This is a genomic window from Mycobacterium sp. PTI7 (genome assembly GCF_056679845.1).
In genome coordinates, this window is record NZ_CM155252.1 from 4,185,216 (window position 1) to 4,197,860 (window position 12,645).

The 12,645-nt window shown below is 71.3% G+C and carries 14 protein-coding genes; 6 read left to right on the forward strand and 8 right to left on the reverse strand.

Features of this window, described 5'->3' with window-relative positions:
- Nucleotides 1-4: 4 nt before the first annotated feature.
- From AC1MEY_RS20155 to AC1MEY_RS20180, 6 genes are all read left to right on the forward strand, one after another.
- Entirely contained in the window at nt 5-859 is an 855-nt protein-coding gene (locus AC1MEY_RS20155; protein ID WP_480227174.1) for an oxidoreductase, read from the forward strand.
- Nucleotides 860-934: 75 nt separating this feature from the next.
- Nucleotides 935-1,363 (forward strand): hypothetical protein, encoded by a 429-nt coding sequence (locus tag AC1MEY_RS20160; protein ID WP_480227175.1) that lies wholly within the window; start codon nt 935-937, stop codon nt 1,361-1,363.
- A 47-nt stretch (nt 1,364-1,410) separates the two neighbouring features.
- Complete coding sequence (locus AC1MEY_RS20165; protein ID WP_480231587.1) at nt 1,411-2,139, forward strand: class I SAM-dependent methyltransferase; 729 nt, start codon at nt 1,411-1,413, stop codon at nt 2,137-2,139.
- 39 nt (nt 2,140-2,178) lie between these two features.
- Nucleotides 2,179-3,270, forward strand: a complete 1,092-nt coding sequence (locus tag AC1MEY_RS20170) for an FAD-binding domain-containing protein (RefSeq protein ID WP_480227176.1) — start codon at nt 2,179-2,181, stop codon at nt 3,268-3,270.
- 56 nt (nt 3,271-3,326) lie between these two features.
- Nucleotides 3,327-4,802, forward strand: a complete 1,476-nt coding sequence (locus AC1MEY_RS20175; RefSeq protein WP_480227177.1) for a glutamate-cysteine ligase family protein — start codon at nt 3,327-3,329, stop codon at nt 4,800-4,802.
- A 24-nt stretch (nt 4,803-4,826) separates the two neighbouring features.
- Nucleotides 4,827-5,519 (forward strand): class I SAM-dependent methyltransferase, encoded by a 693-nt coding sequence (locus AC1MEY_RS20180; protein ID WP_480227178.1) that lies wholly within the window; start codon nt 4,827-4,829, stop codon nt 5,517-5,519.
- On the opposite strand, the gene egtE is transcribed toward AC1MEY_RS20180, so the two are convergent.
- The 8 genes from egtE to AC1MEY_RS20220 form a co-directional block, all read right to left on the reverse strand.
- Nucleotides 5,516-6,601 (reverse strand): ergothioneine biosynthesis PLP-dependent enzyme EgtE, encoded by a 1,086-nt coding sequence (gene egtE / locus AC1MEY_RS20185; RefSeq protein WP_480227179.1) that lies wholly within the window; start codon nt 6,599-6,601, stop codon nt 5,516-5,518. The two genes, AC1MEY_RS20180 and egtE, sit on opposite strands and share 4 nt — an antisense overlap.
- A complete protein-coding gene (gene egtD / locus AC1MEY_RS20190; RefSeq protein ID WP_480227180.1) occupies nt 6,598-7,563 on the reverse strand; it encodes an L-histidine N(alpha)-methyltransferase in 966 nt (321 codons plus the stop codon). The genes egtE and egtD overlap by 4 nt, the downstream gene beginning before the upstream one ends.
- Nucleotides 7,564-8,253: an ergothioneine biosynthesis protein EgtC gene (gene egtC / locus AC1MEY_RS20195; protein WP_480227181.1), complete on the reverse strand. Its 690-nt coding sequence runs from the start codon at nt 8,251-8,253 to the stop codon at nt 7,564-7,566.
- Nucleotides 8,246-9,520: an ergothioneine biosynthesis protein EgtB gene (gene egtB / locus AC1MEY_RS20200; protein ID WP_480227182.1), complete on the reverse strand. Its 1,275-nt coding sequence runs from the start codon at nt 9,518-9,520 to the stop codon at nt 8,246-8,248. The genes egtC and egtB overlap by 8 nt, the downstream gene beginning before the upstream one ends.
- The gene (gene egtA / locus AC1MEY_RS20205) at nt 9,517-10,797 is read right to left on the reverse strand and encodes an ergothioneine biosynthesis glutamate--cysteine ligase EgtA (RefSeq protein WP_480227183.1); all 1,281 of its coding nucleotides are present in this window, start codon (nt 10,795-10,797) and stop codon (nt 9,517-9,519) included. The genes egtB and egtA overlap by 4 nt, the downstream gene beginning before the upstream one ends.
- A gap of 147 nt (nt 10,798-10,944) precedes the next feature.
- Nucleotides 10,945-11,592 carry a sensor domain-containing protein gene (locus AC1MEY_RS20210; protein ID WP_480227184.1) on the reverse strand — a complete coding sequence of 216 codons (648 nt, stop codon included), beginning with the start codon at nt 11,590-11,592 and terminating at the stop codon, nt 10,945-10,947.
- Nucleotides 11,593-11,594: 2 nt separating this feature from the next.
- Nucleotides 11,595-12,023, reverse strand: coding sequence for an organic hydroperoxide resistance protein (locus AC1MEY_RS20215; protein ID WP_480227185.1), 429 nt, complete (start codon nt 12,021-12,023; stop codon nt 11,595-11,597).
- Nucleotides 12,024-12,054: 31 nt separating this feature from the next.
- Nucleotides 12,055-12,594 (reverse strand): hypothetical protein, encoded by a 540-nt coding sequence (locus AC1MEY_RS20220; RefSeq protein WP_480227186.1) that lies wholly within the window; start codon nt 12,592-12,594, stop codon nt 12,055-12,057.
- Between the last annotated feature and the right edge of the window lie 51 nt (nt 12,595-12,645).

A 12,645-nucleotide genomic window follows, 5' to 3' on the forward strand; every position in this document is an offset into this window, starting at 1 on the left:
GAGCATGACGACCTTCCACATCGGCTCCTACACGGTCAAGCGCGTCGGCTTCGGCGCCATGCAGCTCCCCGGCCCCGGCGTCTTCGGGCCGCCGCGCGATCACGACCAGGCGATCGCGGTGCTCAAGCGCGCGGTGGAGCTGGGTGTCGACCACATCGACACCGCGCAGTTCTACGGCCCCAACGTCTCGAACGACCTGATTCGCGAGGCGCTGCATCCCTACCCCGAGAACCTCGCCCTGGTGTCCAAGGTCGGTGCCCGCCGCGACGGCGAGGGCAACTGGACCGCCGCCCAGGAACCCGACGAGCTGCGCGCCGACATCGAGGAGAACCTGCGCACCCTGCAGACCGATCGCCTCGCCGCGGTCAACCTCCGCATCCACTCGGGCGACCCGAACTCGGTCGGACCAGTGCAGCGCGAGCTGTTCGACCGCCAGCTGACCGCGATGATCGCGGCCCGCGACGAGGGCCTCATCGGCGGCATCGGACTGTCGAGCGTCTCCGTCGAGCACCTGCGGATCGCGCTCGACCGCACCGAGATCGTCACGGTGCAGAACGCCTACAACCTCGTCGACACGTCGTCGCAGCCGGTGCTCGACCTCACGACCGAACACGGCATCTCGTTCGTGCCGTTCTTCCCGCTGGGCTCGGGCTTCTCGGCCGACAACCCGGTGCTCGGCAATCCCGCAGTGCAGCAGGCCGCCGCCGACCTCGGCCGCACGCCGGCGCAGATCGCCCTCGCGTGGACGCTGTCCGTGGCACCCAACGTGCTGCTGATCCCGGGCACGTCGTCGGTCGCACACCTCGAGGAGAACCTCGCCGTCGACGACATCGAACTGCCCGAGGGCTTCGCCCCGTAGGGGATGCGCAGCGCCGGCTTCCGCCCTCTCGGATGACCAGGTGGGGCATTGCCGCTGAAGCGCAGGGTCCCGGCGGTGGACGCCGGTAGTGTGCACGGGGTCGGGTTCGCCGTCGCGACACGAGAGGTGCCGTCCATCAATACCACTGCCCTGGGTCGGGTCGCTGCGCTCGCGGCTGCGTGTGCCGTCGCCCCCCTGGTCCTGAGCGCGGCCGCCCACGCCGAGCCCGATCCGCTCGTGCCCGGCCCCGACCTGCGGGCTCAGTGCGAGTCCCCCGAGTTCGGCGGCGTTCTCACCACCGATGTCCAGCAGGGTGTTCCGCGGTCGGTCTGTCAGTACATCGTCTCGGGCCACTTCTACTACGACACCTACGAGAACGGGGCCTACGTCGGCACGGCCGTGTACCGCGACGGGAAGACCGAGCCCACCGAACGCCCGGTCATCCCCGAGCTCTTCACCATCCCCCCGGACTTTCGTCTCCCGGGGTTCTTGGGCCCCTCCTGAGAGGAGGCACGGTGTCCACGACTGCGCGCGTGATCGACATCGCCCGCATGCCTCGCGGCGGCCCGACGGCGTCCTGCCTGGACCGGGCGCTGACCACCGACTGCACCGAGTACCTCGACCGCGACTCCGGCGGCGACCCCGAGAGCGAGGCGCGCAAGCGCAGCGTCGTGCGGGCGCTGGAACGCACCGGGGAACTGTTCGGCAACCACCAGAGGTTCGCCGCCATCGCGCTGGACGAGGTCGCCGACGTCCCCGATCCGCGCATCCTCGAGCTGGGATCGGGGCACGGCGGTCTCTCGTCGAAGCTGCTCGAGATGCACCCGACGGCGGAACTCACCGTCACCGACCTCGAGGCGGACTCGGTGGCGGCGATCGCGGCCGGCGACCTGGGCCGCCACCCCCGCGCGACGGTGCGCACGATGGACGCGACGGACATCGACGCACCCGACGGGCACTACGCCCTCGCGGTCTTCGCGCTGTCGTTTCACCACCTCGCACCGGCTGCCGCGGCACGGGCGATCGCCGAGGGCACCCGGGTCGCGGACAAGCTGCTGGTGATCGATCTGCCCCGGCCGCCCGCGCCGCTGCACCTGCTGCGGCTGGCGAGCATGCTGCCGCTGGCCCCGTTCGTCCCGTTCGTGCACGACGGCGTGATCAGCTCGCTGCGGTCCTACAGTCCCTCGGCGCTGCGCGCCCTGGCCGACCACGTGGACGCCGACGCCGACCTGCGCGGCGGTCTGCTGAGTCCGCAGGTCATGGTGGCCACCCGCCGCTGACCGTCGGTGCCTGTCGGGGCCCGCACCTACGCTCGGGGCGTGCAGCAATTTCCGGTGTCCCGCGACGAGGTGCTCGCCCACGTCTCCGAGATCGACGCCGCCCGGTACGCCCGCCGGCGCAACCACACCGACGGCGGCACCGAGATCTCCCCCTTCCTCACCCGCGGCCTGGTGACGCTGCCCGAGGTGCGCGACGAGGTCCTGACGCGCCACACCCCGAGCCAGGCCTCCAAATTCGTCTTCGAACTGGCCTGGCGCGAGTACTGGCAGCGAGAGTGGACGTATCTCGGCGAGAAGATCTTCACCGACGTGAAGCGATCGCAGTTCCCCGTCAGCTCCCGCCGGATCCCCCGCGCAGTGCTCGAGGCGGACACCGGAGTCGACGCGCTCGACGCCGCCGTGCGCACCCTCTACGACACCGGCTACATGCACAACCACGCGCGGATGTGGATGTCCGGCCTGATCTGCAACGTCGCGCGCACGCACTGGTGGCAGCCGAGCCTCTGGATGTACTACCACCTGCTCGACGGCGACCCTGCCAGCAACAGCCTGTCCTGGCAGTGGGTGGCGGGCACCAACAGCCACAAGAAGTACGTGCCCGCGCAGTCCAACGTCAACAAGTACTCGCCGCTCGTCCAGCACGGCAGCATCATCGACCTCGGCTACGGGGAACTCGGCGAGATGGACGTCCCCGACCGTCTCACCGAACGTGCCGACCTTGACCTCGCGTGGACGCCGCCGCCGAGCGACCCGGTGTCCATCGACCCGGCCAAGCCGACGGTGCTGTACCACTCCTTCTGGCTCAACGCGGCCTGGCGCGAGGACCTCGACGCCAACCGCGTCGTGCTGCTCGAGCCGAGCTGGTTCGCCCGCTTCCCGGTCGCCCCGCACGTGACCGACTACATCGTGCGCTGCGCGCGCGAGATCCCCGGTGCCGCGGTGGTGGTCGCCGAGTTCGACGACCTCGAGCTGGGTGACGACGTGTACTTCGCGCAGCACCCGTCGGTGTCGCACTGGCGCGGCACCGCCGACGAGATGCCGCGGATGTTCCCTCAGGTGCCCGAGAAGTCGTACGCGTCGTTCACCAGCTTCTGGAAGCAGTGCCAGAAGACCACGGCCAGACCGGCCTGACCGGCGCCGCGGGCGAAGTGGAGCGGTGCGACGCCTCGCGCCGATAGGCTCGCGGTGTGGGTGAAGAAGTCACGCAGACGGAGTTCAGCCGGGCGCACCGGCAGGAGTACCGCCGCAAGGTGGCGCTGAGCCTCGACGTGTTCGAGACGATGCTCGCGCAGTCGAGCTTCGACTTCGACCGGCCCCTGACGGGCATGGAGATCGAGTGCAACCTCGTCGACGCCGGCTACCAGCCCGCGATGACGAACGCCGACGTGCTCGCCTCGATCGCCGACCCGGCATACCAGACCGAATTAGGCGCGTACAACATCGAATTCAACGTGCCGCCGCGGCCGTTGCCCGGCCGGTCGGCGCTGGAACTCGAGACCGAGGTGCGCGCCAGCCTCAACGCCGCCGAGACCAAGGCCAACGCCGACGGGTCGCACATCGTGATGATCGGCATCCTGCCGACGCTGATGCCCGAGCACCTCACCGGCCCCTGGATGAGCGAGTCGACGCGGTACCAGGCGCTCAACGACTCGATCTTCACCGCCCGCGGCGAGGACATCCAGATCGACATCCACGGGCCGGAGCGGCTGAACGTCCAGGCGGCTACGATCGCGCCCGAATCCGCCTGCACCAGCATGCAATTGCATCTTCAGGTCTCCCCCGGCGACTTCGCCAAGAACTGGAACGCCGCTCAGGTGCTGGCGGGCCCACAGCTGGCGCTGGGCGCCAACTCGCCGTACTTCTACGGCCACGAACTGTGGTCCGAGACGCGCATCGAGCTGTTCGCCCAGGCCACCGACACCCGGCCCGACGAACTCAAGACCCAGGGCGTGCGCCCGCGGGTCTGGTTCGGCGAGCGGTGGATCACCTCGATCTTCGACCTGTTCGAGGAAAACGTCCGGTACTTCCCGTCGCTGCTGCCCGAGCTGTCCGACGAGGATCCCGTCGCCGAACTGGCTGCCGGTCGCACCCCGACGCTGCCCGAACTGCGACTGCACAACGGCACCATCTACCGGTGGAACCGCCCGGTGTACGACGTCGTGGACGGCCGTCCGCACCTCCGGGTGGAGAACCGCGTGCTGCCCGCCGGCCCCACCGTGGTCGACATGCTCGCCAACTCCGCGTTCTACTACGGGATGCTGCGCGCCTTGGCCGACGACGAGCGGCCGGTGTGGACGAAGATGAGTTTCGCTGCGGCGGAACACAACTTCACCTCCGCAGCCCGGCACGGCATGGACGCGCGGCTGTACTGGCCCGGCGTCGGCGAGGTGACGCCCGACGAGCTGGTACTGCGCGAGCTGCTGCCGATGGCCCATGAGGGGCTGCGCCGGTGGGGTGTGGCGGCCGAGGTCCGCGAGCGCTTCCTCGGCGTCATCGAAGGTCGCGCCAAGACCGGGCGGAACGGCGCGGCCTGGCAGGTCGCGACGGTGCACGCACTCCACGACCGGGGACTCGACCGGCCCCGGGCGTTGGCCGAGATGCTGCGGCTGTACTGCGAGCGGATGCACTCCAACGAGCCCGTGCACACCTGGGACGGGCCGTGACGCACCGGGCGTAGCGTGGAATCCATGACCGACGCGATGCACCCGGAGGACATGGACTGGGACGGCGCCTACCGCGGGGCCGGCGACTTCGAGGGCCCACCACCGTGGAACATCGGTGAGCCGCAACCCGAGCTGGCGGTCCTGATCCGCGACGGCAAGGTTCGCAGCGACGTCCTCGACGCCGGCTGCGGGCACGCCGAACTGTCCCTCGCACTGGCCGCCGACGGCTACACCGTCGTCGGCATCGACCTGTCCCCCACCGCGATCGCCGCCGCGACGAGCGCTGCGGCCGAGCGCAACCTGACCGGGGCCACGTTCGTGGCCGACGACATCACCAGCTTCACCGGCTTCGACGGCCGGTTCAGCACGGTCATCGACTCGACCCTGTTCCACTCGCTGCCCGTCGAGGGCCGCGACGGCTACCAGCAGTCGATCCTGCGGGCCGCGGCGCCGGGGGCGACGTACTTCGTGCTGGTGTTCGCGCGCGGCGCGTTCCCGGCGGAGTGGACCACCAAGCCCAACGAGGTCGACGAGAACGAGTTGCGCGCGGTGGTCGGCAAGTACTGGGCCGTCGCCGACGTGCGGCCCGCGTTCATCCACGCGAACGCGATGACTGCACCGCCCGGCATCGAAGGTCCGGCGCCCGAACATCCACGAGACGACAAGGGCCGCATGAAGTTTCCCGCCCTGCTACTCACCGCGCACAAGCCGGGCTAGCCGCCGAGGTCGACGAGCGCCCGGGCCAGCGCCTCGAGGTCACCCTCGGTCGCGTCGACGTGCGGAGACACCCGCAGCGCCGGGGTCGTCATCTCGTCCGGCGCGCGCTGCACCCCGGCGTAGGTGGTGACGATGCGGTGGTCCTCGATCAGCCGCGTGCGTACCTGCTGCGCGTCGACGCCGTCGGGTGCGGTCAACGTGGTGATGGCGCTCGGCTCGTCCGTCGCCTCGACCACCCGCCAGCCCGCCACGCCGGCCAGCACCGTCCTGGTCATCGTTCCGACCTCGAGCAGGCGCGCGCGGATCGCGTCGGGGCCCGCCGCGACGTGCTCGCCGATCGCCAACGAGAGGGCAACGTGCGCAGCGAGATTCACCTCCTGATGCGCGAAGCGGGCCAGTGCGTCGTCGGACAGCAGCCCCGGACGGGTGGCGAGCACGCCCACGCCGCGGGGACCCGCGGTCCACTTTCGCGACGACGTGTAGATCGCGTCCGCGCCGATGTCCGAGCAGTCGAGGTGGGCGAAGGCCTGTGCGGCGTCGACGATCAGCGGGAGCCCCGATGCGCGGCACACGGCCCCGAGCGCCGCGGCCGGTTGGACCGTGCCGCGGTGGCTGCCGAGCATCGTGAGGTGCACCATCGCGGGCGGCGCGGCGGCGAGCATCGTCGAGGCGGCATCCACGTCGAGGCGTCCCGCGGAATCGACCGGCAGTCGGCGTACCTCGAAGCCGTGCCGGGCCAGCACCGCGAGGTTCGGTCCGTACTCCCCGGGCAGGCAGGCCACGGTGCGATCACCGCGCCAGTCGGTCAGCAGCCGGTCGAGCGCATCGGTCGCCCCGGTGGTGAACAGGACGTCGTCGGCGGCGACGCCGGTGAGCGTCCCGACCGCCACCCGGCCCGCCCGGAGCAGCGGGGCGGCGGCATCGGCCGCCACGTATCCACCCACCTCGGCTTCGTGCCGCGCGTGCTGGGCGGCGGCGTCGATCACCGCGAAGCTCTGCCGCGAGCACGCCGCGCTGTCGAGGTGGACGCCCGCGACCACCGGCCGCGCGGCGCGCCACCGCTCGGCGAGGCCCGCGGTCACCGGGTGGACAGCGAGAGCCCGAAGTCACCCGCGACGTCGGTCCACCAGTGCTGCAGGGTCAGACCCGCGGCGGCCAGCTCGGAACGCACGCGCTCGGGCCGGAACTTCGTGGACACCTCGGTGATCATCTCCTCGCCGTCGGCGAAGTCGACGTCGAGATCCAGGGCGGCGATGCGGACGCGCTGGGCCGTGCGGGACCGCAGCCACATCTCGATGCGCTCCTCGGCCTCGTTCCACTTCGCGACGTGCTCGAACGCCGACGGGTCGAAGTCCGCGTCGAGTTCGCGGTTCACCACGGTCAGGACGTTGAGGTTGAACTGGGCGGTGACACCGGCGGCGTCGTCGTACGCGCGCACCAGCCGACCGGTGTCCTTCACCAGGTCGGTGCCGAGCAGCAGGGTGTCGCCGGGAGCCATGCTCTCCGACAGCGCGGCGAGGAACTCGGCGCGCGGCCCGGGCGTCAGGTTGCCGATTGTCGACCCCAGGAAGATCACCAGCCGTCGACCGCCGGCCGGGATCTTGCCGAGGTGCTCCTCGAAGTCGCCGCAGACGGCGTCGACGTCCACGCCCGGATACTCGGCGCTGACCGCCTCACCCGCCGCGGTGAGCACGCTCGCATCGACGTCGAACGGGATGAACGTGCGCAACTCGCCGGTCTCGCGCATGGCGCTGAGGAGGATGCGGGTCTTCTCCGACGTACCACTGCCGAGTTCCACCAGGGTGTCCGCACCGGCGGCCGCCGCGATCGCGGCGGCGTGCGTGCGCAGGATCTCGGCCTCGGCGCGGGTGGGGTAGTACTCGGGCAGCCGGGTGATCTGGTCGAACAGATCGCTGCCGACCGCGTCGTAGAACCACTTCGGCGGCAACGACTTCGGCGATCCGGTGAGGCCCTCGCGCACGTCGCGGCGCAGCGCGGTCGCGGCGGCGTCGGCCGCGAGATAGTTGGACAGGGTGATGGACATTCAGGCTCCTTCCAGAGCGGTCAAGATCACGCCACCGTCACCGGCGATCACGAGGTGCCGGTCCGGCACCTCCTGCCAGGCGGGGTCGTCGTCGTAGGGTTCGCTGGCCACCACCACGCCGTCGTCGCGCCGCAGGATCGACAGGGTGTCGCCCCACGTCGTGGCGAGCAGGCGGGAGCCGTTGCCGGCGATCACGTTCAGGCGCGCCTTCGGGTCGGCGGCGCCGACCTCGGCGATCGTGTCGCCCAGCGCGTCGAGGCCGCGGTCGAAGATCAGCGCGGCCAGCAGCGCGCTGTCCACGGTCGACTCGGCGGCGGCCGACAGCGGCAGCACGCCGCGGTCGACGACTCCGTTGTGGGACAGCAGCCAGGTGCCGTCGGTGAACGGGGCCGACGCCGACGGTTCGATGGGCATGCCGATGGTCGCCGATCGGACCGCGGCGACGATGCAGCCGCTGCGCAACGCGGGGGCCACCGACGCGAACGACACGTCGCCCCACAGCGGCGCCGCGCTGCGCCACCGCCTGGCCTCCCCGCCGTCGAAGAAGCCGACGCCCCAGCCGTCGGCGTTCATCAGGCCGTTCTTCTGCCTGCGCGGTGAATACGATTGCACGCGAAGGCCGTACGGCTGATCGAGCACCAGCGAGGCCACCGACACGGGCGCGCCGAGCCAGCCGAGATGTCTACACATCCCAGGCCAGCCTGACCCCGGAGAAGATCTGCCGGCGGATCGGGTGGTCCCAGTTGCGGAAGCTCGGCCGCAGGATGTCGGCCGATACCGCCCACGAGCCGCCCCGCAGCACCTTGTAGTCACCGCCGAAGAACGGCTCCGTGTACTGCTCGTAGAGCATCGGCGTGAAGCCGGGCCACGGCCGGATGTCCGACGTCGTCCACTCCCACACGTCGCCCAGCATCTGCTCGGCGCCGTAGGCCGACGCGCCGGCCGGGTAGGCGCCGACGGGTGCCGGGCGCAGTGCGTCGCCGCCGAGGTTCACCAGCGCGGCGGTGGGCTCGGTCGACCCCCAGGGGAAGCGACGGCGCGAGCCCGCGACGGGGTCCCACGCGCAGGCCTTCTCCCACTCCTCCTCGGTGGGCAGTCGCGCCCCGGCCCACGCCGCGAACGCCTCCGCCTCGAAGAAGGTGACGTGCTGCACGGGCTCGTCGGCGGGCAGCTGCTCCACGTGTCCGAACCGGGTGCGCGTCCCGTCGCCGCTCCAGAACCGGGGTGCGTCCAGCCCGGCCTGCTCGCGGTGCTGCCAGCCGCGCTCGGACCACCAGTGCCGTTCGCGGTAGCCGCCGTCGGCGATGAATCCGGCCCACTCGCCGTTGGTGACGGGCACCGTCCCGATCCGGAACGACGGCACGTCGACGACGTGGGCGTTGCGCTCGTTGTCCAGTGAGTGCGGCTCGGTCACCGCGTCGACGCCGAGGACGAACGGCCCACCCGGCACCAGGACCGACGTCCCCGCGACGCCCGGCCTGCCCGGCGGCAGCGCGGTGCCGGCGTCCAGTAGCGCGGGACCCGCGCGCAGGTTCAGTGCCTGCAGCATCGTCTCGTTGTGCTGGTTCTCGTGGCTGACCACCAGACCGAACGTGAACGCGTCACCGTCCTCGGGCAGTGCCTCGAGGCGGTCGAACACCCTGTCCCGCACCGTCGCACAGTAGGACCGCGCGTCGCGGGGCGGGAGCAGCGGCAGGTCGACCCGGCCGGCGCGCGGGTTGGCGAACGCGTCGTAGCAGCGCTCGACGTCGGCGGCCAGCATGCCTGGCCGGCGGGGGTCGTTGCCGCGCAGCAGCCACAACTCCTCCTGCCAGCCGATGTGGGCGAGGTCCCACACCAGCGGGCTCATCAGCGGGTCGTACTGCGCGTGCAGTTCGACGTCGTCGAACTCGACGATCCGCAGCGTCCGGTCGCGCGCACGGGTCAATTCCCGGGCCAGCGCCTCGCGTGTGCTCACGCGTCCGCCGCCGCGAGTTCCCGCACGGCACCGACGATTCCGACCGCCGCGACCCGATCGTCGAAGTCGTCGGCGACGCTCCGGCCCCGCTCGACCTGATCGACGAGGCGCGTCATGGCGGGTGCCAGGGCGTCGGGCGCGCGTTCGGCGGCGGCGGTCACGCACTGCACGGCGGCGTGCCGGAGTCGCGCGTCGGCGAGCCCGTCGCGGGCGGCGCCGTCCCACTCGGTGGCGACCGGCGCGGTCGCCTCCGCGGCGATCCGTGCGGCCTCCGCGTCGTCGAGCAGCGTGGCGAGTGTGAACACCACTGCAGGCCACACGACGTCGGGGACGCTGTCCAGGTATCGGATCTCGAGGAATCCTCGCGGCCGCACCGGCGGGAACAGCGTGGTCAGGTGGTAGTCGGCGTCAGCCTCGGTGGGGTGGCGGCCGCCCAGCGGTGCTCGGCCGTCGGCCCAGTCGGCGAACGGCACCCAGTCGGTCACCGCGGTCGGCTCGGGGTCGTGCACCAGCATCACCGGCGCGTTCAGCGCGTACCGCACCCAGTCGTTCACCGGGTCGTCGTCGCCCGCGCCGAGGATCGGCCCGCAGCGCGCCGAGTCGAGCTGACTCCACACGCGCTGCCGGGCGCTGCGCCACCCGGTGGCCTCGCCGCCCAGCAGCGGCGAACTGGCGGTGATCGCGATCATCGTGGGTCCGAGGGCGTGCGCCAGCCGCACCCGTTCGGCCCACCCGTCACGCGGTCCGGCGTCGACGTTGAGCTGGACGGACGCCGTGGACGTCATCATGGCCGCGCCCGCGGCCTCGGTGCCGCTGGCCGCGAAGAACGTCTCCATGGCTCGATACCGGCCGCCCGGGTTCACGCGCTGCGCGGGCCGGAGCGGATCGGCGCCGAGCAGGATCAGCCCGAGCCCGTCGGCGCGGAACGCCTCGGTGAGCACCCGACGATCGGCCAGCATCGCCTCGATGGCCGTGGGGGCGTCCGCCAGCGGTGGACCGGACAGTTCGACGGCGCCGCCGGGTTCGACGGTGATGGCGCTGCCACCCGGCAGCGGCGGCACCGTGGCGATGACGTCGCTGAGCCGGTCCCAGCCGGGGCGCTGCATCGGGTCGGCCAGGTCGACGCAGTGCGCCTCGATCTCCAGACCCACCGTGCCCACCGGGCCGTCGCGCAGACAGTCGCCCCCGATGTGGAGGGCGGCCTCGTCGGCGTCGGCGAATTCGCGGTTGCGTTGGTCGCCGCAGGGCTGCGGCGTATCTGCCTCGGTCGTGGTCACGTCAACCAAACCTTTCCGGACGTGGGCACGGCCGACCGCCGGTCCGCCACCATGCCTTCCATCTTGGAAGAGGACACCGACAATGTCGCGGGAATTCCCGCACGGGATTTCCCGGGGCTCATCGACGCGCGCCGCGCCCCGTCGCCGTCACTGTCCGAGAGCGTTCTGCATGGCCCCGGCGAGTACGTCGACCGCCGGACCGCCGTTGCCCGGCTGGCACACCTTGGCCTGCAGCAGGACGTTCTCCCGCAGGCGGGTCTGAATGAAGCATCGCCGGTCAGTACCCGCTTCCTGCTTCACCCACGCCGCGTCGGTGCCCGTCGGGGGATTACCAGAGAATGACCACACCTCGGTGACGAAGCCGTCGAGGTGCATCGCGGTGGTCTGACCGTCGCATCCCCGGGTGCGGTCCACGAGGCGGCGGAACGCACGATCGGCCGCGTCGGTGGTGGCGAACACTCCGACCGCCTGTTTGACCAGGTTGGTGTCGTCGTCGGCGGCTCGCTGCGCGACGGCGCCGTTGAACGACGCGAGGTCGGGGTCGGCGTACACGTCGGGCAGGCCGACGTCGGCCCAGTCGTTGCACCGGGCGTCGTCGACGTAGAACGCCTGGAACGGCGCGGTGAACGTCGACTCCCAGCGCATCGGGGCGCCCACGACGTTGCCCACCGATCCCTTGCCCAGCACCGCGTAGTTGACGACGCCCGGCTCCGACGGTCGTGCCGCGGCCGGAGCGGCGATCGGGAGCGCCACGGTCAGCGCCGCCACCGCGGCGCCCCAGGCGGCCCGGCGCATCCTCAGACCTTCGCCGTCAGCTTGACCTCGACGTTGCCGCGGGTCGCCTTCGAGTACGGGCACACCTCGTGCGCCTTCTCCATCAGCGCGTCGGCCTCGTCCTGTTCCAGACCGGGCAGGTAGCCGAGCAGGTGTGCGGTCAGGCCGAAGCCACCGTCGGAGTCCTTGCCGAAGCCGATCTGGGCGGTGATGCCGCTCGCGTCGTCGATGGTGACCTTCTCGTTCTTCGCGACCAGGCGCAGCGCGCCGAGGAAGCACGCGGACCAGCCCGCCGAGAACAACAGCTCCGGGTTGACGCCCTCGCCGCTGCCGCCCATCTCCTTGGGCGGGCGGGTGTCGAGGTCGATCTTGCCGTCGGTGGACTTGACGTGGCCGTCGCGGCCTCCGCCGGTGGCCGTGGATTCTGCGGTGTAGACGACGTCGATGCTCACGGGTTCGATCATGCCAGCCGAGCGGTTCGCGTCAGTAGATGGTGAGCGTGCAGTACGTCCTCGCCGGCGAGGGGTACGGCCACGCGAACTGGCCCGACGATGAGGGGCACGCCCGTTGATCGCGGACGTCGAGGCGCTGGGTGACCTGGACGAGCAGGCCCTGCTGGCCGCGTTCGTCGCAGTCGGCGCGCTGCATGACCCCGACGGGTACGTCCATCACGTAGCAGTGGTTGGCGACGAGGTTGGGCACCAGGCACAGCCGGGAGGTCGTGGGATCGACCGTCTCGGCCGAGATGTGTTGGTACTCCGCGCTGGGGCAGGCGCCGGAGTCGTCGGCGGTGGCGCCCACCGTGTAGCTCGGGTCCACGCTGCACGGCACTTCCTCGGCACGCAGCGAGCCCGGCGCGTCGGGGGTTCCGCTGGGGATCTCGACGCAGTCGCCGACCTTGAAGACGTCCATCGTGGCGCGCTCGACCGGCGGGGCGGTCTGCATCCCGCAGCCCACCAGGGTCGCGGCCACCGCGACCATGACGGCGATCGTCGTCCACCGTGCTCGTTCGACCCGCGTCATGGTTGACGAATCTGTCACGAATCGTCGGCTTACGCCACAGCAATCACAAAG

Bases quoted from the DNA above. Each gene is read 5' to 3' on its own strand.
- AC1MEY_RS20155 (WP_480227174.1), top strand. From the start codon at position 5: ATGACGACCTTCCACATCGGCTCCTACACGGTCAAGCGCGTCGGCTTC.
- AC1MEY_RS20165 (WP_480231587.1), top strand. From the start codon at position 1,411: ATGCCTCGCGGCGGCCCGACGGCGTCCTGCCTGGACCGGGCGCTGACC.
- AC1MEY_RS20180 (WP_480227178.1), top strand. From the start codon at position 4,827: ATGACCGACGCGATGCACCCGGAGGACATGGACTGGGACGGCGCCTAC.
- egtD (WP_480227180.1), bottom strand. From the start codon at position 7,563: ATGTCCATCACCCTGTCCAACTATCTCGCGGCCGACGCCGCCGCGACC.
- egtC (WP_480227181.1), bottom strand. From the start codon at position 8,253: ATGTGTAGACATCTCGGCTGGCTCGGCGCGCCCGTGTCGGTGGCCTCG.
- AC1MEY_RS20210 (WP_480227184.1), bottom strand. From the start codon at position 11,592: ATGCGCCGGGCCGCCTGGGGCGCCGCGGTGGCGGCGCTGACCGTGGCG.
- AC1MEY_RS20220 (WP_480227186.1), bottom strand. From the start codon at position 12,594: ATGACGCGGGTCGAACGAGCACGGTGGACGACGATCGCCGTCATGGTC.